Annotated in this window: 19 protein-coding genes; 4 read left to right on the top strand and 15 right to left on the bottom strand. The window is 62.1% G+C overall.

Annotation, left to right across the window (positions count from 1 at the left end):
- Positions 1–94: 94 nt before the first annotated feature.
- Entirely contained in the window at positions 95–1,489 is a 1,395-nt protein-coding gene (locus tag WNZ15_RS01755) for an L-serine ammonia-lyase (RefSeq protein ID WP_342891210.1), read from the top strand.
- A 265-nt stretch (positions 1,490–1,754) separates the two neighbouring features.
- Positions 1,755–3,350: a bifunctional aspartate transaminase/aspartate 4-decarboxylase gene (locus WNZ15_RS01760; protein WP_342891211.1), complete on the top strand. Its 1,596-nt coding sequence runs from the start codon at positions 1,755–1,757 to the stop codon at positions 3,348–3,350.
- 33 nt (positions 3,351–3,383) lie between these two features.
- On the opposite strand, the gene WNZ15_RS01765 is transcribed toward WNZ15_RS01760, so the two are convergent.
- Both WNZ15_RS01765 and dapD read right to left on the bottom strand, forming a co-directional pair.
- A complete protein-coding gene (locus WNZ15_RS01765; RefSeq protein WP_342891212.1) occupies positions 3,384–4,001 on the bottom strand; it encodes a GntR family transcriptional regulator in 618 nt (205 codons plus the stop codon).
- Between the two features lie 94 nt (positions 4,002–4,095).
- Positions 4,096–4,947, bottom strand: a complete 852-nt coding sequence (dapD, locus tag WNZ15_RS01770; protein WP_342891213.1) for a 2,3,4,5-tetrahydropyridine-2,6-dicarboxylate N-succinyltransferase — start codon at positions 4,945–4,947, stop codon at positions 4,096–4,098.
- Positions 4,948–5,368: 421 nt separating this feature from the next.
- Between dapD and WNZ15_RS01775 the strand changes: the two genes are divergently transcribed.
- A complete protein-coding gene (locus WNZ15_RS01775; protein WP_342891214.1) occupies positions 5,369–6,274 on the top strand; it encodes a DMT family transporter in 906 nt (301 codons plus the stop codon).
- Positions 6,275–6,367: 93 nt separating this feature from the next.
- Here the strand turns inward: WNZ15_RS01775 and WNZ15_RS01780 are convergent, their stop codons facing one another.
- The 4 genes from WNZ15_RS01780 to WNZ15_RS01795 are packed head-to-tail and all read right to left on the bottom strand — an operon-like array spanning position 6,368 to position 10,823.
- Positions 6,368–7,972 carry an alkaline phosphatase family protein gene (locus WNZ15_RS01780; RefSeq protein ID WP_342891215.1) on the bottom strand — a complete coding sequence of 535 codons (1,605 nt, stop codon included), beginning with the start codon at positions 7,970–7,972 and terminating at the stop codon, positions 6,368–6,370.
- 3 nt (positions 7,973–7,975) lie between these two features.
- Positions 7,976–9,271, bottom strand: coding sequence for a TRAP transporter large permease (locus WNZ15_RS01785; protein WP_342891216.1), 1,296 nt, complete (start codon positions 9,269–9,271; stop codon positions 7,976–7,978).
- The gene (locus tag WNZ15_RS01790) at positions 9,268–9,798 is read right to left on the bottom strand and encodes a TRAP transporter small permease (protein WP_342891217.1); all 531 of its coding nucleotides are present in this window, start codon (positions 9,796–9,798) and stop codon (positions 9,268–9,270) included. The genes WNZ15_RS01785 and WNZ15_RS01790 overlap by 4 nt, the downstream gene beginning before the upstream one ends.
- Positions 9,795–10,823 (bottom strand): hypothetical protein, encoded by a 1,029-nt coding sequence (locus WNZ15_RS01795; RefSeq protein WP_342891218.1) that lies wholly within the window; start codon positions 10,821–10,823, stop codon positions 9,795–9,797. The genes WNZ15_RS01790 and WNZ15_RS01795 overlap by 4 nt, the downstream gene beginning before the upstream one ends.
- 110 nt (positions 10,824–10,933) lie before the next feature.
- Between WNZ15_RS01795 and WNZ15_RS01800 the strand changes: the two genes are divergently transcribed.
- Positions 10,934–11,863, top strand: coding sequence for a LysR family transcriptional regulator (locus WNZ15_RS01800; protein WP_342891219.1), 930 nt, complete (start codon positions 10,934–10,936; stop codon positions 11,861–11,863).
- Positions 11,864–11,940: 77 nt separating this feature from the next.
- Here the strand turns inward: WNZ15_RS01800 and WNZ15_RS01805 are convergent, their stop codons facing one another.
- The 9 genes from WNZ15_RS01805 to WNZ15_RS01845 form a co-directional block, all read right to left on the bottom strand.
- Positions 11,941–12,963, bottom strand: coding sequence for a Gfo/Idh/MocA family oxidoreductase (locus tag WNZ15_RS01805; protein ID WP_342891220.1), 1,023 nt, complete (start codon positions 12,961–12,963; stop codon positions 11,941–11,943).
- A gap of 73 nt (positions 12,964–13,036) precedes the next feature.
- Complete coding sequence (locus WNZ15_RS01810; RefSeq protein ID WP_342891221.1) at positions 13,037–13,420, bottom strand: hypothetical protein; 384 nt, start codon at positions 13,418–13,420, stop codon at positions 13,037–13,039.
- A gap of 161 nt (positions 13,421–13,581) precedes the next feature.
- On the bottom strand, positions 13,582–13,965 hold the full coding sequence (locus WNZ15_RS01815; protein ID WP_342891222.1) for a GFA family protein: 384 nt from the start codon (positions 13,963–13,965) through the stop codon (positions 13,582–13,584).
- Between the two features lie 27 nt (positions 13,966–13,992).
- Positions 13,993–14,856 carry a LysR substrate-binding domain-containing protein gene (locus WNZ15_RS01820; RefSeq protein WP_342891223.1) on the bottom strand — a complete coding sequence of 288 codons (864 nt, stop codon included), beginning with the start codon at positions 14,854–14,856 and terminating at the stop codon, positions 13,993–13,995.
- 82 nt (positions 14,857–14,938) lie between these two features.
- Positions 14,939–15,682, bottom strand: coding sequence for a pyrimidine 5'-nucleotidase (locus WNZ15_RS01825; RefSeq protein ID WP_342891224.1), 744 nt, complete (start codon positions 15,680–15,682; stop codon positions 14,939–14,941).
- Positions 15,679–16,566, bottom strand: coding sequence for an acetylglutamate kinase (gene argB, locus WNZ15_RS01830; RefSeq protein ID WP_342891225.1), 888 nt, complete (start codon positions 16,564–16,566; stop codon positions 15,679–15,681). Before argB ends, WNZ15_RS01825 begins: the two co-directional genes overlap by 4 nt.
- 162 nt (positions 16,567–16,728) lie before the next feature.
- Complete coding sequence (gene yihA / locus WNZ15_RS01835; protein ID WP_342891226.1) at positions 16,729–17,376, bottom strand: ribosome biogenesis GTP-binding protein YihA/YsxC; 648 nt, start codon at positions 17,374–17,376, stop codon at positions 16,729–16,731.
- Positions 17,377–17,385: 9 nt separating this feature from the next.
- A complete protein-coding gene (locus WNZ15_RS01840; RefSeq protein WP_342891227.1) occupies positions 17,386–18,066 on the bottom strand; it encodes a CatB-related O-acetyltransferase in 681 nt (226 codons plus the stop codon).
- Positions 18,067–18,292: 226 nt separating this feature from the next.
- Positions 18,293–19,009 (bottom strand): transglycosylase domain-containing protein, encoded by a 717-nt coding sequence (locus WNZ15_RS01845; protein WP_342891228.1) that lies wholly within the window; start codon positions 19,007–19,009, stop codon positions 18,293–18,295.
- Positions 19,010–19,043: the final 34 nt, after the last annotated feature.

Genomic DNA, 19,043 nt, shown 5'->3' on the forward strand with positions numbered 1-19,043 from the left:
TCAACACAAAATTGCCCGTTTGAATGCCGGCGGTTGCCACGCTATCTGTTAGTTTGACAAGGTCAGCGAACCCCAGGCATTCGGTCCCGTAAAGATGTTCATCAGTGTCTTCGACATATTCAAGATCGGCATCGGCCCGTCGAGCTCCCACACGGTCGGTCCCATGGTGGCCGTCCACCGCTATCTGGATCGGCTGCGCGGACTTTCCGGCGCCGAGCAGCGCGCCGCCCGGCTCACGGTCACCCTGCACGGGTCCCTCGCCTTTACCGGCAAGGGGCATGCCACCGACAAGGCCGTGTGCCTCGGCCTCTTGGGCGCAAGGCCCGACACTCTGGATCCGGATCAGGTCGAGCCGATGCTCGACGCCCTGCAGGCGGAGGGGCGTCTGCGAATTCCCGGACTGCCTGAGCTGCGCTTCAATGCCGAAACCGACGTGATCTTCGACTACGGCCCGCCGTTGCCGCTTCATTCCAACGGCCTGACCTTCAATCTTCTCGATGCGGCCGGCTCGGTGATCGACTCATTCGTCTATTATTCTGTCGGCGGCGGCTTTGTCGTCAGCGAGACCGAGTTGCGCAAGACGAGCAACGAGCCTGTCAACGAACTGGTCGCACAGGACGTACCGTTTCCTTTCGGCACCGCGAAACAGATGCTGGAGATGGGCCGTGACGCGGAGCTGACCATTGCACAAATGAAGCTCCTCAACGAATGCCGCGACCAGCCGCAGGAAGACATAGAGGCCGGAATCGACCGGCTCTGGTCGGCAATGGATGCCTGCATCAACCGGGGCATCAGCCAGACCGGTATCCTGCCCGGAGGACTGAAGGTCAAACGCCGTGCGGCCGACATCTACCAGAAACTGATCCGCGAAGGCCGCAGCGAACCGGCCTTCGAACACAATGTTGTCGACTGGCTCGGCGTCTATGCCATGGCGGTGAACGAGGAAAATGCCGCCGGCGGCCGCGTGGTCACGGCTCCGACCAACGGCGCGGCCGGCGTCATCCCGGCGGTGACACGCTATTATCTCGACCATTGCAAGGGCGCCGACCAGGCCGGCATCCGCACCTTCCTGCTGACCGCCGCAGCCGTCGGCGGCATCATCAAGGCGAATGCGTCGATTTCAGGGGCCGAAGTCGGTTGCCAGGGCGAGGTCGGTTCGGCCTCGGCAATGGCCGCCGCCGGACTGTGCGCAGCGCTCGGCGGCAGCAACGAACAGGTCGAGAACGCCGCCGAGATCGCCCTGGAGCATCATCTCGGCATGACCTGCGACCCGATCGCCGGCCTGGTGCAGGTGCCGTGTATCGAGCGCAATGCCCTCGGCGCGGTCAAGGCGGTCACGGCGGCCTCACTGGCCCTCAGAGGCGACGGCAGCCATTTCGTGCCGCTGGACGGCTGCATCGAAACCATGCGCCAGACCGGCATGGACATGGCGGAGCAGTACAAGGAAACCTCCAAGGGAGGCCTCGCGGTCAATATCGTCGAGTGCTGACACCAATGAGCGTCGAGTGCGATCCATCCGACCGGTTCGGGTGACTTCCCGGCAAGGAGCAGGTCGCAGGGCGAGGCGGGCTGCCGGCCATGACATGCAACGCGCCTCGCCGGACGACGCGAACAGTTCATCAGACGGATCACAATTCCCGTTCCCAGGCATGAGCCGGGCACGTCCGTAGTAACCCGATCCCGCTTGTCCGCCCCTTCAGAACACGCGATAGTTCCTGCGTCCGGTCTTCCGCAGACCTGTCTGGAGGCCACCCGTGAGCGCACGTGACTATTCCGAATTCCATGACCTCAGCCCGTTCGAGCTGAAGGACAAGCTCATCGAGATCGCGTCCTCTTCCGCGGACCGCATGATGCTGAACGCCGGACGCGGCAATCCGAATTTTCTCGCCACCCATCCCAGGCGGGCCTTCTTGCGGCTCGGCGATTTCGCCGTCGAGGAAGCCGAGCGCTCCTATTCCTATCTCGACAGCGGATTTGGCGGCCTTCCGGAGAAGGAAGGGCTGCTGCAACGTTTCGAGAGCTTCCTGCACCGGCGGGGGGACTGCGACGGCACCGTTTTTCTGAAAGCCGCGCTTTCCTATGCAAAGGACCAGCTCGGTATCCACCGGCATGACCTGATCCATGAGATGGTCGAAGGGTTTCTCGGCTGCAATTACCCGGTACCGCCGCGCATGCTTTTCCATGCGGAACGGATCGTCGGGGCCTATCTGGCCAGCGAGATGTTCGGCGGCGAGCCGCGGCAAGGCCCGTTCTCGGTCTTTGCGACGGAAGGCGGCACGGCGGCAATGACCTATGTCTTCCAGACCCTGAAGGCCAACGGCCTCATCAAGCCGGGAGACAAGGTGGCCCTCGGCACACCGATCTTCTCCCCCTATCTGGAAATTCCGCCGCTGCCTGAATACGACATGCCGATCGTGAACATCCGCATGGACGAAGGCACGGACTGGCAGTTCAGCGACGACGAGCTCGCCAAACTGGAAGATCCGGCAATCCGGATCTTCTGCATCGTCAATCCCAGCAACCCGCCCTCGGTCAAGCTGTCTTCTGAAGGTCTCGACCGGATCGCGGCCGTGATCGACACCAGGCGCCCGGATCTGTTCGTCGTGACCGACGACGTCTACGGCACCTTTGCCGATGCGTTCGTCTCACTGTTCGCCAGGTGTCCGCGCAACACCTTGCTGGTCTATTCCTTCTCCAAGTATTTCGGCGCGACCGGATGGCGGCTCGGAACGATTGCCCTGCATGAGGACAATATCTTCGATGCGGCGCTGGCGGCCCTGCCGGAGGCGGACAAGACCATCCTCGACCGGCGCTATGCATCGCTGACCACCCATGCGCGCGATACAAGGCTGATCGACCGGCTGGTCGCCGACAGCCGGTCTGTCGCCCTCAACCATACCGCCGGCCTGTCGACGCCGCAGCAGATCCAGATGATGCTGTTCGCCCTGTCCGGCCTGCTCGACCGGGACGACCGCTACAAGAACGCTGCCAAAAGTCTGATCCGCAAGCGGTTCGACACGCTGGAACTCAGCATGGGTGTCAAGCCGGAGCACAGGCCCAACGACGTCAACTATTATACGCTGGTGAACCTGCAGCACCTGAGCGGCCGGCTTTACGGCGACGCTTTCGCCGACTGGTTCATCGCCAACAGGAAGGGCTACGACTTCCTGTTCCGTCTGGCGGAGGAAACCGGCGTTGTTCTTCTTCCCGGAAAGGGCTTTGCGGTCGTCGACGCCTCGGCCAGAGTGTCCCTGGCCAACCTGACCGAGGCGGACTACGCCAGCATCGGCGCCTTCGCGCGGCAGGTGATCTGCGAGTACCACGAGGACTATTGCCGGCAGATGCCGTGAGCGCGGGAGCCCTTGAGGGCTTTCCCGGGCAAGTCAGATCTGCTGGAGGCGGGTCTTGTGGGCATGGGCGATGTGCCGGCGGGCGGCGGTTTCCGCTGCCTCGGAGTCGCCCCGTTCAATCGCCTTGACGATGTCCGCATGTTCCTCGACTGCCGTCTCCCGGCGTTCCGGCGTGTCCAGCGTCGTGCCGGCCATCAGGATCAGGGACAGGCGCAGATGCTCGATCTGGTCGACCAGATAGCGGTTGTGCGAGGCCAGGCACAGGCGCCGGTGGAACTCCCGGTTGGAGCGCACCAGGCTGTCCCGGTCGGCGATGCGCTTGCGGTCGGCCGTGACCAGATCCTGCAGGATCTCGATTTCCGGCTTCGAGGCGTGCTTTGCGGCAAGGCCCGCCGCCGTTCCTTCCAGCACTTCGCGCATGAAATAGACTTCGTTGATCTGACCGTGGTCCAGCGTCGGAATGACCATGCCCCGGTTGGGCTCGTGAACGGCCAGCCCCTGGGCTTCCAGTCGTTTCAGTCCCTCACGGATCGGTGTGCGGGAAACGCCGAATTCCTCGGCCAGATCCGCCTCGCGCAAGCGGTCGCCGGGTTTGAGAACCCGTTCCTCGATAAGGCCGATCAGCCGCCGGTAGATTTCAGATCCGTTCATACGGTCTGGTTACCGGCAACACGGGTTTTGCGCAAGGGAGGTCCTAGGCCCGTGCATGCACACGGGCTTCCAGGTCGGGCCGGGCCGGGCCAGATCAGTCGCGCAGCAATTCGTTGATGCCGGTCTTGGAGCGGGTTTTCTCGTCGACGGTTTTCACGATCACCGCGCAATAGAGGTTCGGGGCCGGTTCGCCGTTGCCCATCTTGGTCGCGGTCGGCATGGAGCCGGCGACGACCACGGAATAGGGCGGGATTTCGCCGTAGCTGATCTCGCCGGTCATGCGGTTGACGATGCGGGTCGACTGGCCGATGAACACGCCCATGCCCAGCACCGCGCCTTCGCGCACGATACAGCCTTCGACCACTTCGGAACGGGCGCCGATGAAACAGTTGTCTTCGATGATCACCGGACCGGCCTGCAGCGGTTCCAGAACGCCGCCGATGCCGACGCCGCCGGACAGGTGCACGTGTTTGCCGATCTGGGCACAGGAACCGACCGTCGCCCAGGTGTCGACCATCGTGCCTTCGTCCACATAGGCGCCGAGATTGACGAAGGACGGCATCAGCACCACGCCCTTGCCGATGAAGGCCGAGCGGCGCACGGTGCAATTGGGCACGGCACGGAAGCCGGCTTCCTCGAAGTCGAGACCGCGCCAGCCGTCGAACTTGGAGGGGACCTTGTCCCACCAGGCCGCGTCGCCCGGGCCGCCCTTGATCACTTCCATGGCATTGAGCCGGAAGGACAGCAGCACGGCCTTCTTGGCCCACTGGTTGACGGTCCAGTCACCGTCCTTCTTTTCCGCCACGCGCAGCTTGCCATGGTCCAGAAGCGTCAATGTCTCCTCGACCGCGTCGCGGATTTCACCGGTGGTCGTGATGCCGACGGATTCGCGGTCTTCAAAGGCGGCATCGATAATCTTGGACAGGGAAGCGAGGTCGTGGGTCATCTGGCAGAAGGTCTCCGGCGGTGTCGAATTTAGCGCGGACCTAAGCCGCCGCGCCGCGCACTGTCAAGCGTTACGCGTCCCGAGGGCGTCCCGTTCGGCGGTTTGGTCGCCGCAATGACGATCCTCAGGAGGTGATTGCTGTCCGCCGATCGTGCCCGCATGTGCCATCCTGCGCCGCCCCGGACTTGATCCGGGGCCTCGGGACAGGTCCCGGATCAAATCCTGGACGGCGGAAGGAGGAGTGATCCCCGTGCAGGTTCGAGCCTTGCCTGACCCAAGGAAACTGACCTCGGGGGAGGTGATCGCAGAGACCGGAAAGGTTGAGCAAATCTAACCGGAAGATTTCCTTTTCTCCGCATAGTCAGGTCTGTGGGAAAAGCTAAGATGACGACTGTTCAACTCCTTTCGGAAAGCCGCTCTCTTGGAACTCTGGATTCCCATCACGATCGCCGCCGCGTTCTGCCAGAATCTGCGTACGGCCCTGCAGAAGCATCTGAAAGGCCGGCTCGGCACCACGGGAGCGACCTTCATCCGTTTCGGGTACGGCGTGCCCTTCGCGATGATCTATCTGGCCGTGCTGCACCTGGGCTTCGGCTATGGGCTGCCGCAGCCCACGATGACCCTGATTGTCGCGGGCGCGCTTGGCGGACTGGCGCAGATCCTGGCGACGTTCCTGCTGATCCACCTGTTTTCCTACCGCAATTTCGCGGTCGGCACAGCCTATTCCAAAACCGAGCCGATCCAGGCGGCCCTGTTCGGCTTCGTGGTTCTGGGCGAACGGGTCACGTCGGCCGCTGCTGTCTGCATCCTGATCGGCATAACCGGCGTGATCGTCATATCGCTGGCGCGGGTGCCGCTGACGGTTTCGGCCGTCCGCAGCAACCTGGCCGGACGACCGGCCCTGATCGGCCTGGCCTCTGCGGCCCTGTTCGGCGCCTCTGCCGTCGCCTACCGCACGGCGTCGTTGTCGCTTGAGGGAACCGGGGTGCCCATGCAGGCGGCATATGCCCTGGTTTATGCGACCGTTCTGCAAACGTCGGTCATGGCCCTGTGGATGGGTTTTCGCGAGCCGGACCAGTTGCGCGCCAGCCTTGCGGCCTGGCGCAGTGCTGTCTGGGTCGGCCTGTCCGGCGTCGCCGGTTCCATCGGCTGGTTCACGGCAATGACCCTGCAGAATGTCGCTTATGTGCGCGCCCTCGCCCAGATCGAACTTGTGTTCACGTTCCTGGCGTCCTGGCTGGTGTTCCGGGAAGTGATCGTCCGCTCCGAGATCCTGGGCTGCGCCCTGATCGTGCTGGCGGTGGTGGGCATTGTTCTGACCGGATGATGGGGCAACATCGGCATCCCGGCCCGTTGCCGCAATCCCCGCGCTTGCCGTGCGCGCCCCTTCCGATCTTTTGCGACCCGGACGATACCGGCGTCACGTCCCGGCTTCGACCTCGGCCCACTTGCCGATGATGATCCCGCGTTCGTCTTCCTTGTCCCTGACACCGAGAACCTCCTCGTCTGTCATCGTGGTCCGGTTTTTCCGGTCCAGAAGGCGGTCCAGCAGGAGATTGTGCATTTCCTGACATTTCGGACGGTGCTCGGGACGGCGTCCCAGATCGGTGAATTCATCAGGGTCATCGACAAGGTTGAACAACTGCGGAGGAAAGCCCTTGAAGTAGACGTATTTCCAGTTTTCCGTCCGGATCATGTAGCCGCGGGCATCCGCGGGGCCCAGCTCGAGTGTCTCGCGGACGGCATAGAAGGCATAATCGATTTCCGACAGCACGCTGGTCCGCCAGTCAGCAGGTCTTTCGCCCCTGAGCAACGGCATGAGCGAGCGCCCTTCCAGGCGATGCGACGCCGGGGGAGCACCCGTCGCCTCGATAAAGCTCGGGACAAGATCGATCGCTTCGACAAAGGCGTCGGATACGGTGCCCCGGGTTGCGTCCGCTTCGGCGCGTGGATCATGGATGATCAGGGGGACGCGAACCGATTGCTCGTGAAAAAGTTCCTTCTCTCCCATCCAGTGATCGCCGAGATAGTCGCCATGATCGGACGTGAACACGATCATGGTGTCGCGGGATTTCCCGGTCTCCTCGAGCCAGTCGAAAAGCCGGCCAAGGTGATCGTCGATCTGCCTGATCAGCCCCATGTAGGCCGGCAGCACCGTTTCGCGCACGCCCTCTTCGGAGAACGTGCGGCTGACCTGCGTATCCATGAAAGCCGAGAACACCGGATTTGGATCTGTTTTTTCATCCGCGGACCGATGAACGGGTGAAAAGCTCTCCGGACCATACATGTCGTGATAGGGCGCGGGCGCGATATAAGGCCAGTGCGGCTTGATGAAGCTGAGGTGGCATAACCAGGGCGCATCTCCCATCCGCGAAATGAATTCCTTGGCCCGCATCGTCATATAGGCCGTTTCGGAATGGTCTTCGCGGATCCGCGCCGGCAGGTTGGAGTTTTTCAGGTACCAGCCGGAGAGGATCTCGCCGTCGGGCCCTTCACCCGCATTGGCAAAATCGTTCCAGGGATTGTCGCCTTCGTAACCCTGGGAGCGGAGCCAGTCGTTGTACTTCAGCTTGCCGCCCTTGTGTTTCAGGAGCTTGTCGGGATGCAGGCCGTCGTCCCGCTCGTAAGGGTCGAAACCCGGCTGGCTGATCAGGCAGCCGATATCCGTCGTTTCATTCAGGCCGAGGCGCGCCATCCCCTCGCGGTCGGGAACCATATGGGTCTTGCCGACAACGGCGGTGGTGACACCGTTCGGCCTCAGGTAGTCGCCGAGCGTCAATTCACCGATGGGCAGTGGCACCAGATTCCAGGTCGCGCCGTGACTGAAAACCGTGCGCCCGGTATAGAATGACGCCCGCGAGGGCCCGCAGACCGGCGACTGGACATAGGCACGGTCAAAGCGCAGACCGCGTTCCGCCAGCCGGTCGATGTTCGGTGTTTTCAGGTGGGGATGCCCGTAGCAGGACAGGTAATCCCAACGAAGCTGGTCCGCCATGATGAACAGGATGTTTTTGATCTTTGACATTTTTCACCTTGCGATTGACGGCAGAAAAGTCGCGAATTGCGGAAACGAGAAAACCAGGACAAGGCCGATACCAAGCGCGACGATATAGGTCGTCACGCCGCGAAAAATGTCGGTCAGCTTGACGCCGGGCAGAACGGATTTCACCACAAAGACATTCATGCCGATGGGCGGTGTGATCAGACCGATCTCGGTCACCAGGACCATGATGATGCCGAACCAGATCATGTCGACACCGGTCGCATAAAGGGCCGGCAGAAAGACCGGCACCAGCAGGACCACAATGCCGATGGTTTCGAAAACCATGCCCATCAGGAGCGCGATCACGCAGATGAAGGCGACCAGTCCCACCGGCGAGAATTGCGCGTTGTCGACAAAATCCAGAAGGTCGTAGGGCATGCCCGAAAGATTGATGAACTGGGTGAACACGACCGCCCCGAACAGAACTATGAAGATCTTGGCCGTTGTCATGGCAGCCTCGACCAGGCACACCCGCAGCGCCTGGACGGACCTGAGATGGCCGCGCAGGGCCGCAATCACCGCGGCTCCCATGGCGCCGATCCCGGACGCTTCGGTTGCGGTGAAGACCCCTGCGTAGATACCGCCAAGAACGAGGGTGAACAGGGCAACAACCGGCAATGTTCCCCGCACCGCCTTTCGTTTGCGTTCGTTGTCCAGATCTTCCGCCGCCGGCGCGGAGGACGGGTCGAGGCGCACCGAAACCGACACGGCAAGCAGGAAAAGCAGGACCAGCAGCATGCCGGGCAGAATTCCGGCGATGAACAGCAAGCCGATGTCCTGTTCGGCAACGATGCCGTAGATCACCAGGGGAACCGATGGCGGGATCATGATGCCGAGCGTGCCGCCCGCGGCAATGGTTCCGGCCGCCAGACGGTCGGAATAATTGTATGCCTTCATCTGGGGCATGGCGACTTTCGACATGGTCGCGGCCGTTGCAAGCGTCGATCCGCACACCGCCGAAAATCCACCGCATGCCAACACGGTCGCAAGAGCAAGACCGCCCTTGAACCGGCCAAGTGCCGCGTAGGCGGCATCGTAGAGGTCACTGCTGATGTCGGAGCGGTAGATAAAGACGCCCATGAGAACAAACAGCGGAATGACCGACAGGTTGTAGTTCTGTGCGTCCTCGGTCACCTGCTGCGCGACCATTGTCAGCGACGCGGTCCAGCCGCGCTCCAGGGCGAAGCCCGCGAAGCCCACCAGCAGCGTCGCGAAGCCGACACGAAATCCGTAGAAACACAGCGCCAGCAGAAGCGCAAAACCAAGGAGAGCCGTGATCATCTGCCATTGCCCGCCGAGCGTTTCTTCAGGTCCAGTATTTTAAGAACGACACCGGCGATCTGGGATATCACGCTTATGACCGCGAACACCGCGATCGTCCCGGTGACATAGTAGAGCGGCATCTCGAGAACGACGGTCAGCTTGCTCAGCGTGTAGGAGTCCCATGCATGCTCGAACAGGACGACGGCGATCAGCCCCATGCAGAAAACCGAGAACACCTGTATCGAGATCTCATAGACGACGGGTGTGAGAAACTGCCTGACCGGGGCATCGAACAGCTCGACCGCGATGTGGTCGTCGCGCGCGTTGATGACGCCCAGCCCGGAGAAAATTGCAAGGGCCAGCAGCGCCGATATCATTTCCGTTCCGCCGAAGATCGGACTGTGAAAGATGTACCGCCCAACAACATCGGCGAACGTCAGCAACATCATGATCAGGATCACGACCCCCGAGATGTTCTCGAGGATCGTGACCGCTGCCTTGAGAGCAGACCTTGCAAACCCCGTTTTCCCGGGCCGGTCACTCATTTCGAAAGGTCCGCAACCCGCTCTCTATAGAAGGCCAGGGCCGCTTCGCCATCGATGCCGGCTTCCGCGGCCTTCGCCTTCCAGGCGGCGGTCGTGGGCTCAGCGGCGCTCACAAGCGCTGCTTCCAGATCCGGGTCCCCCGTCAGCTCGACAATTCCAAGGTCACCGAAACCCGCCAGAACTTCCCGGGAAACGCTGTCCCACAGCCCGGCCGCCACCATGCCGACCTTGTCCTGGGACACGCCGCGAATGGCCTGCTGATCCTCCGGAGAGATTTCGGCCCATTTGTCCTTGTTCACAAAGAACGAGAAGGACGTTGAATAGACGGGACGGGAAAAACGCGTCATCGACCTGGTATAAGGAAGCACCTGGAAGGCCTTGAGGCCGTCCCCGTTCAATCCCAGATGACTGTCGACCACACCGTTGGCGATAACCTCGTTGGAACGCACGGCCGGTGTCGCAACCACGCCCGCACCGATTTCCTTGGCGATGTTCGCCAACGGTCCCGGGAGCGCCCACATCTTGCGTGACCTGAAGTCTTCCAGCGTCACAATCGGCGTATCGGTGCCCGAATAAAGATCCCCCGGGGTGATGACCCACTGTGCCAGCAGTTCAACGGTACCGAATTCGTCCGGATAGAATTTCCTGTTCGTTTCCCAGGCGGCCTGTGTCATCGCAAGGCTGTCCCTGGACCCGGAAAACGGCTGCATGCCGGTCAAGGCACCGGACACGCGGTTGCCGATCAGTCCATTGAACTGAACCGCCGCGTCCACGAGGTTTTTTTCCACGGACGCCAGTTGTTCGGGAGGAGGCGAGACGGATTTTGGCGGGATATTCGCTGTCACGCGTCCTTCGGTGACGCGCTCGACTTCCTCGATCCAGCCCGGCAGAACCTTGGTGCAAACAAAATGCTGGGGCGGCCAGAAGCAATTGACAATCAACCGTGTCCTGGCAACCGCCGAAGACGGCATGCTCAGGAATGTAATCGCGATTCCGACAACAATCGCAGCCAGATACTGTCTCATTTGTCACCTCCCTGACAAAAATATATCGACTTTTCTTGTTTTCTTTGATGTTTGACGAAAAAATCATATCCGTCTAATGCTTATTGGGCTCAACATTATGTGAGTTTGATATGTTTATTGATCCACGGCATCTGGAACACTTGGCTGTAATCGTCGAGGCGGAAACGCTGCATGAGGCCGCCGGCATCATCGGCACGTCACAACCTGCCTTGAGCCGGATGATCAAGACCCTGGAAGCCCGCATCGGACTGGCGCTGTTCGAACGCGACAGCAAACCCCACAAGCCGACGCGCATCGCCCTTGAACTTGCGGACCAGGGCAAAGCGATCAGGTCCGCGCAACTGCGTGCAAGGGAATGCGTCCAGTTTGTTGCCCAGGGAAACTCCGGCGTCCTCAAGCTGGGCGTCCCGCCGTTCCTGTGCAGGAGACTGGTTTCCGAAGCGGTCGCCAAATTTGTCTCCGAACGCTCCGTGGCGCATATCGAGCTCGTGCCCGACTATTTCTCCGGATTGCAGGACCGGCTGGTGCAGAACGTGATCGACATCATCATCGCACCGTCCAAACACGTCGATCACCGGAATGCGCAATTGCAGCTGGAGCCCCTGTTCGAGGACATCAACGTCGTTGTCGGCCGCGCCGGACACCCTCTTTTCCGGAAAAAGGAAATTTCGGGCCGCGACCTTTCGGATGTCACCTGGATCGGTCACTCGGACAGCAGCGTGTTGCGCTATGACATGGAAACCGCGCTCAAGCTGATGGGTGTCAATCACATGCACCTTGCCTTTCAAAGCGGCTCGGCTGACGCGATCATCGAGGTCCTGCGCAACACGGACTTTCTGACCATTCTTCCGCGGTATGCGATGAGCGCGGACCGCAGCGACGGTCTGGAAATCGCGCCTGTCGATCTTCCCAATGCCGTCCAGATTGTCTGCATGATCACCCTTGCGGGTCGCGGCGACAGCGAACTGACGAGCGATTTCAAGGCGCATTTGCGCACATATGTCGCCGCCCGGAACATGCAGACCGGTCTTCAGGCCTGATGTCGAAGGGGACGCGGCCCCCCAGGCAGGGATTGGCACCGCGTCCCCTTCGACATCAGGCCAAAAGACCTGCCGTCTCATTCCATCGCGACCCGCAGGCCTTCCCGGGAGGAGCGTTCCAGGGCATCGATCAGCCGATGGGCCGCAAGGGCCTCCCGGCCGGTGATGCGGGGCGGTCGGCCCGCCGCGATCGCATCGGCGAAATCGGCGATCACCGCCTTGTGCCTGTGATACTTGAACGCCATCGGGTCCGATCCACCGCCTGATACGGCTTCCTCGCCGAAGCGGTCACAGCGGCCATCGCGCCAGGAGACCGTCAGAACGCCGGATTGCAGCAGAACCGAAGCCTGTTCGCATTCCAGCGTCAGGCTCTCCGCTCCGCCGGGAAAACTGGCGGTGGAGGCAAACAGCGATCCGACCCCGCCTTCAAACTCGAAGGCACCGGCGCAGACATCCTCCGCTTCCATGGTGTGCAGGGCGGTCGTCGCGGTCAGTGCCTGAACGGCGGTCACCGGTGGGATCAGGGACATCATCAGATCGAGCATGTGGATCGCCTGGGTCATGAGGACACCGCCGCCGTCGCGCTCATAGGTGCCCCTGCCCGGTTCGTCGTAATAGTCCTGGCCGCGCCACCAGGGAATGTCGGCCCGGACCAGCCGGATCGGACCGAGCTCTCCGGACACGATCAGCGCGGCGAGCTTTTCGGAGGCCGGCCGGAAGCGGTGCTGGAACACGACGCCGAGCCGGACATCGGCATCCTCGCAGATCCGGACGATGCCTTCGGCGACCGCAACCGTCCGCTCCAGCGGTTTTTCGCACAGGATGTGCTTGCCGGCCTCGGCGAAGCGCGAAACGATCCCGGCGCGGACATTGGGCGGCGTTATCAGAAGAAGGCCGTCCACGTCCGGATCCCCGACCAGCGCATCGAGATCATCGGCCGCGCGGAAGCCGTAGGTTTCCGCGAATGCGCGCCGCGCCGGTTCCGAGCGCGCATAAACGCCACGCACATCGATCACGTCCTCAAGGTCCTGCAGCGACTGCGCATGCGGCGCCGCGCCCATTCCCAGTCCGACGACCGCCAGACCCACCCGCTTTGCCATGTGATTCCCCGTTGTTCGATGCCTGCTTGTTGAAGCCGCGTATGGGGACCCCGGCACAAGGCTGTGTCAAGCCTCAAGGATTGAGCACGATCACCCTGGTCTGGCCGCCGTTGCAGGTATAGCAACAGCTTGAGCAACTGTTGCGATTCTTGTGGCCGACACCCCAATAGAGGTTGGAGCGATTGCGCACCCAGGCGCCGTAGCAGACCCTTTCACCGCGGCGGCAGGAGATACTGATGGTCTTCACCGTATAATCGTCGAGCACGTAGACCTTGTTGCTGCCCGGCCAGACATGACCTCGGCGCGTGTCGGAATAGAGCTCCACGTCGACGATCTTCGAATGCTTGCTTTCAAAGCGCCACAACAAAGATTCGGCCGAGGCCGGCAATGCGGTCAGACCGGAATAAACAACAGAAAACACCAGAATTACGGCGCCAAACAGCCCCTTGCGCATCATACTTTCCCCCCAGAAGCCCTTGAATTCCCCTGAACTGCCTCCGAAACAGGTGCAGCGCATCTGTCCCGGCAGCCGGACGAGTATGGCGCCATTTCCGGGATCGAGGCAAGACGACCGGACCGACCTTCCGTCAGGGACCGCTCGTTTCCGCTTCGCGCGGCTCAGAGTTTTTGAAACTGCGGCGCGCCGTCGCCGATCTGGTAGTAAGCGGCCTTGTCCTTGACGAAGATATGCTTGCCGGTGGTCAGATCGTCTGCCGTGTCCAGGCAGCCGGCCGCGATTGCCAGAGTGTTGTCTCCGTCCATCCTGTAGAACAGGCTGGACCCGCAAACCTTGCAGAAACCACGTTCCGCGAAATCGGACGACCGGTACCAGGAAAGCCCTTCGTCACAGGTGAAGCGAAGCGTGTCCGCAGGCGCCGTCGTGCTGGCCCACAGGTGGCCGCTGGTGCGCCGGCACTGGCCGCAATGACAGACCGTCACCGTGTCCCGGACGGCATTGACCTCGAAGGCCACCTTGCCGCATTCGCATCTTCCTGTAACCATCGGTCTCTTCCAATCCTTCGGGTGGGTTCACACCGCCGTCTGCAGCCAGTCCCTGAATGCGGCGACCGGACGGGTGAGCGTTCGGATGGGGGAGCGGACGAACCAGTAGCCGGTATCGAGTTCGACCACGGCCCAGTCCGGCATGACCAGGTGCCCAGCTTCCAGTTCCTGGCTGACGAAGCGCCGGTCGATGACGATGGCCCCCATGCCGGCGATGGCCGCCTGAATGGCAAGGTCACGGCTCTGCAGCACGGTGCCCGACGTGGTGTCGGGATGCTCGAGACCGGCGTGCTCAAGCCAGCGGATCCAGTCGCCGCGCCTGGAAGCGCTGTGCAGCAAGCGAAGCTTCGACAGAACGGCCGGATCGGCCGGAGCCGTCTCCTTCAGAAGACCCGGTGCCAGCGCGACCGCCAGATGTTCCTGCCACAGGAGCCGGCTTTCCACGCCTGGCCAGTTGCCGGTTCCAAGACGGATCGCGCAATCGTAATTTTCCCGGTCGAGATCCACCATGCGGGTGGACGCGGACAACAACAGCTCCACATCCGGCTGGCCGGCCTGGAAATCCGGCAGGCGCGGGATCAGCCATCGGGTCGCGAAGGTGGACACCGTGCTGATCCTGAGTTCCGTGCGGCCGCGCCGCTTGAAGCTGTCCACCGCTTCGCCGATACGGTCGAAGGCATCACCAAGGCTGAGAGCAAGGCGTTGGCCTTCCTCCGTCAGCGTCAGCCCGCGCCCGTCCCGGTTGACGAGGGTCGCCCCCAATTCACTCTCGAGCTTGCGCATCAGGTGGGACAGCGCCGAGGGCGAGACCCCCAGTTTTTCGGCCGCGAGCGCAGCCCGGCCGTGGCGGGCCAGCAGGGAAAAGGCATGAAGTGCGCGCAGGGACGCCATGAGGCACGGTTCCGGACTATTGAATTTAAGTCAATAATGGATCGCGCGACACGTGTCGAGCTGGAGGCGTCCGGCAGAAGACCTAGCCGAGTCCGCCAAGGACCGCCTTCAGGAAACCCGTCAGGTCGTCGGTAACGAAGTCGACGTGAGGGTAAGGCTCGCCTTCCAGGTCCCAGCTTTCCCGGAAGACCTCGCGGGTGCCTTTGGGAACGATCAGCGTGGTGCACATGCCGAGCTGATGCGGCACGGCAAGGTTTTTCGGCAGATCCTCGAACATGGCCGCGCGCGCCGAGGATATGCCGGTCTTCGCCAGAAACATGTCATAGGTTTCCCGGTTGGGCTTCGGGATCAGATCAGCTTCGACGATGCCGAAAATATCCTCGAAATGCTCCGAGATGCCAAGGGCCGCCGCAGTGCGCTCCGCATGCGGCCGGTCACCGTTGGTGAAGATGAATTTCTTGCCCGGCAGCGCCTCGATCGCACTGGCCAGATCCGGGTTGGGCAGGAGCCCGGAATAATCGATGTCATGGACAGCGCGAAGGTAATCGTCCGGGTCGATCTCGTGCCGCTTCATCAGGCCGCGCAGGGTCGTTCCGTGCTCGTGATAGAGTTCTTTCTGGTGCGCCCTCGCCTCCTCGCGGGAGAGGTCGAGCAGCTTCTGCACATATCGCGAAATCTTGTCGTCGATCTGCGAGAACAGGTCGGCTTCATGCGGATACAGCGTGTTGTCCAGATCGAACACCCAGGCCTCGATCCCCTTGAACAGTCTCAGGTCGTGTTGGTGGGCATGCGCGCCCTCGCCGGGCAGGGTGCGTTTTCCGGTCACGGTCGTATCAGGGTCCCTGCGCCGCCATCGGTGAACAGTTCAAGCAGAACCGCGTGCGGCACCTTGCCGTTCAGGATGACGACACCTTCCACGCCCCGGTCCAGCGCCTCGATGCAGGTCTCGACCTTCGGGATCATGCCGCCGGAAATGGTGCCGTCGGCGATCAGCTCGTGGGCCTTGGCAACGCTCAGCTGCTTGATCAGTTTGCCGTCCTTGTCGAGCACGCCCGGGACGTCCGTCAGGAACAAAAGGCGCGTCGCGTCGAGCGCGCCGGCGATGGCACCGGCGGCCGTGTCGGCATTGATGTTGTAGGTCTCGCCGTCCTCGCCCGGAGCGACCGGCGCGATCACCGGGATGATGTCTTCCTTCAGCACCAGTTTCAGGACAGTCGGATTGACGGTTGCCGGTTCGCCGACGAAACCGAGATCGACAACGCTTTCGATGTTGCTGTCCGGGTCGACCACGGTGCGCTTCAGCTTGCGCGCGGTGACCAGGTTGCCGTCCTTGCCGCACAGGCCGACCGCGCGGCCGCCCTCGGCATTGATCATCTGGACGATTTCCTTGTTGATCGATCCGGCCAGCACCATCTCGACCACCTCGACCGTCGCCTTGTCGGTGACGCGCAGTCCGCCCTTGAATTCGCTGACGATGTTGAGCCGCTGCAGCATCCGGCCGATCTGAGGACCGCCGCCGTGCACGACCACCGGATTGACACCGGACTGGCGCAGCAGGGTGATGTCGCGGGCAAAGGCCTGTCCCAGTTCCGGCTCGCCCATGGCATGACCGCCGTATTTCACCACTACGGTCTTGTTGTCGTAACGCTGCATGTATGGCAAGGCGTGGGCGATAATCTCGGCGCGGCTGGACAATTCAGGTGTGGTCATGGAGGGATTGATACTCAATCTGGCGGCAATTACAGGATCGAAGGACCCCTGCTATAGCCGGTTTGCCGGGTCTTCACAATCTGCGGCCTGGCAGCGGCCTGGCAGCGGCCTGGCAGCGGCCTGCCGGCGCCTTGCAAGCGGCCTGCCAGAGGCCTGTCTGCGTCAGGACCCCAGCAGGGACAGCAATTCGGCGCGCAACACGTCCACGCCGCGGTTCTTTTCCGAGGAGGTCGCCAGAATCTCCGGATAGGCGGCCACACGTTTGGCCAGAATGGCCTTGGTGTCCTCGATCAGCCGGACGAGCTGCGGCGGCTTGATCTTGTCCGCCTTGGTCAGCACGACCTGATAGACCACGGCGGCCTTGTCGAGCAGGTCCATGGCGTCCAGATCGTTTTGCTTGATGCCGTGCCGGCTGTCGATCAGGAGAATGATCCTGCGCAGGTTCGGACGTCCGCGCAGGTAGGCGAACACCAGCTGTGTCCAGGCGTCCACCAGTTCCTTCGGCGCCTGGGCATAGCCGTATCCGGGCATGTCGACGATGGTCAGCGGCGTGTCCGGGGCGACGAAGAAATTCAGCATCTGCGTGCGTCCGGGCGTCGAGGACGTTCGTGCCAGGCCCTTGCGCCCGGTCAGCGCGTTGATCAGGCTGGACTTGCCCACATTCGAGCGTCCCGCGAAGGCGATCTCGATGCCGGTGGCCTCGGGCAGGTTCGCCATGTCGGTGACGCTGGTCAGGAAGTCCCAGGGCCGGGCAAACAACAGCCGGCCCGCTTCCAGTTCTTCTGCGGAATAGGTTTGATCTTCGCTCATGAGCGCCTTCTACCCTGCTTGCCCGACGGCGTCGAGCCTGCTGTTGTCCTCGGCAGCCGCAGCTTCCAGAGCGCCGAGATCCGCCCCCCGGATCGCGACGAGATGCCGGGTGATCTTTTCGACCGGCCAGTTCCACCAGGCGATTTCCAGAAGACGGTCTATGGTGTCTTCGTCGAAACGCAGCTTCACCACCCGGGCCGGATTGCCGACGACGACCGCGAAGGGCGGAACGTCGGAAGCGACCACGGCGTTCGCGCCTATGATCGCACCGGAACAGATGGTCACGCCCGGCATCACCGTGGCATTGGCGCCGAACCAGACGTCATGGCCTACCAGCGTGTCGCCCTTGAGATGCCCGAAAATCGTGGCCGGGTCGAACGTCTCCCGCCAGGCGTCGCAGAAGATATTGAACGGGAAGGTGGAGAACCCGGTCATGGCGTGGTTGGCGCCGCTCATGATGAAGGTCGTGCCCTGGGCCAGGGCGCAGAACCTTCCGATCTTCAGCCGGTCGCCGATGAAGTCGAAATGATAGCGCACATTGCGGCTCTCGAACTCGGCGGCGTGGGCCTCGTCGTTGTAATAGGTGAAGTCGCCGACTTCGATGGTCGGACGTGTGATGACGTTTTTCAGGAAAACCGTATGCGGTTCACCATTGAACGGGTGGAGCGTGTCGGGAGAGGGGCCGTGCATGGGACCTCCGGATAAGCAAGAAACAAGGGAAGAGGAAAACGCGCTGGTTGCGCGGTCGACCTGCCGGTGAGCGGCTTCGCCTTGCGGATCAGGTCTTGCTTTAGCGGGTCATCGGTCCGGGAACTCCTGCGGAAAGTCACGAAAAGGCGCCGCTTCAACCGGCGCTTACAGGACGAAACCCATACATCCGCCCGGCCATCGGGTCAAGACGCGAAGAGCTGCGACCCTAATTGCGCCGGCAGCCTTCCAGCCAGACATCGCCATTGTCTGTGGGTGTGCATGCGCCCGACACCAGCTTTTCGATGCGGGCAATGCGCCCTTCAAGCTGGGTATCTGTGCGCCCGAGATCGTAAGTTCCCGGCGCGATCAGCACAGCCACGAGGGACAGGAACTCCCTGTCGGTCAATTCCGCGGGCGGTCGCAGGTAGATGGCCTGGCTCGCCACGAAGAAACCTGTCATCCAGCCATCCGGCCCCCGACCCATTTCGAGCGTATCCAGCCACAGGGCTATGATCTGGTCTTTTGTGAGTTTCCGTTCCAGCCCGAGGGCGTAGCCGGTCTGACGGATCTTGCCGATGCCCGGTTTGAATTTCCGGAAGGCAACGCGTTTCGCCAGGGACTGCGTGACGGTCGTGACGCCGGCGCCCGGTGTGGTGAAATCCAGACCTGCGTGGCTGTGAAAAGCCGGATCCTGAACCAGAAGGAGTGTCTCCAGCCGGTCGTCGCCGAGATCTTTCCCGCCATGGCGCTCGGCCACCAGCGCATCGGCGCGCAGGGCCAGTTCATCCGCGTCTGAAAGCGCGTTGAAATAGCCGACAACGCCATACATCAGGGCCGCCGTGACAAGCAGCAGAAACACGGCAGCAAGGAATTTGAACAGTCGGCGCATGAAGGCTCCAAGGGAAGTGGTCGCCAGATGATGCGCGAAAAGCGGCAAAGTCATGATGACCCGCTCGGGGCGTTCAGCTTTTGTGAAA

Origin of the sequence: Roseibium sp. AS2, assembly GCF_038900065.1 — a bacterium.
In the GTDB taxonomy this organism is placed as follows: Bacteria; Pseudomonadota; Alphaproteobacteria; order Rhizobiales; family Stappiaceae; genus Roseibium.

Bases quoted from the DNA above. Each gene is read 5' to 3' on its own strand.
- WNZ15_RS01755 (WP_342891210.1), top strand. From the start codon at position 95: ATGTTCATCAGTGTCTTCGACATATTCAAGATCGGCATCGGCCCGTCG.
- WNZ15_RS01765 (WP_342891212.1), bottom strand. From the start codon at position 4,001: ATGAACGGATCTGAAATCTACCGGCGGCTGATCGGCCTTATCGAGGAA.
- dapD (WP_342891213.1), bottom strand. From the start codon at position 4,947: ATGACCCACGACCTCGCTTCCCTGTCCAAGATTATCGATGCCGCCTTT.
- WNZ15_RS01780 (WP_342891215.1), bottom strand. From the start codon at position 7,972: ATGTCAAAGATCAAAAACATCCTGTTCATCATGGCGGACCAGCTTCGT.
- WNZ15_RS01785 (WP_342891216.1), bottom strand. From the start codon at position 9,271: ATGATCACGGCTCTCCTTGGTTTTGCGCTTCTGCTGGCGCTGTGTTTC.
- WNZ15_RS01790 (WP_342891217.1), bottom strand. From the start codon at position 9,798: ATGAGTGACCGGCCCGGGAAAACGGGGTTTGCAAGGTCTGCTCTCAAG.
- WNZ15_RS01795 (WP_342891218.1), bottom strand. From the start codon at position 10,823: ATGAGACAGTATCTGGCTGCGATTGTTGTCGGAATCGCGATTACATTC.
- WNZ15_RS01800 (WP_342891219.1), top strand. From the start codon at position 10,934: ATGTTTATTGATCCACGGCATCTGGAACACTTGGCTGTAATCGTCGAG.
- WNZ15_RS01805 (WP_342891220.1), bottom strand. From the start codon at position 12,963: ATGGCAAAGCGGGTGGGTCTGGCGGTCGTCGGACTGGGAATGGGCGCG.
- WNZ15_RS01810 (WP_342891221.1), bottom strand. From the start codon at position 13,420: ATGATGCGCAAGGGGCTGTTTGGCGCCGTAATTCTGGTGTTTTCTGTT.
- WNZ15_RS01815 (WP_342891222.1), bottom strand. From the start codon at position 13,965: ATGGTTACAGGAAGATGCGAATGCGGCAAGGTGGCCTTCGAGGTCAAT.
- WNZ15_RS01820 (WP_342891223.1), bottom strand. From the start codon at position 14,856: ATGGCGTCCCTGCGCGCACTTCATGCCTTTTCCCTGCTGGCCCGCCAC.
- argB (WP_342891225.1), bottom strand. From the start codon at position 16,566: ATGACCACACCTGAATTGTCCAGCCGCGCCGAGATTATCGCCCACGCC.
- yihA (WP_342891226.1), bottom strand. From the start codon at position 17,376: ATGAGCGAAGATCAAACCTATTCCGCAGAAGAACTGGAAGCGGGCCGG.
- WNZ15_RS01840 (WP_342891227.1), bottom strand. From the start codon at position 18,066: ATGCACGGCCCCTCTCCCGACACGCTCCACCCGTTCAATGGTGAACCG.
- WNZ15_RS01845 (WP_342891228.1), bottom strand. From the start codon at position 19,009: ATGACTTTGCCGCTTTTCGCGCATCATCTGGCGACCACTTCCCTTGGA.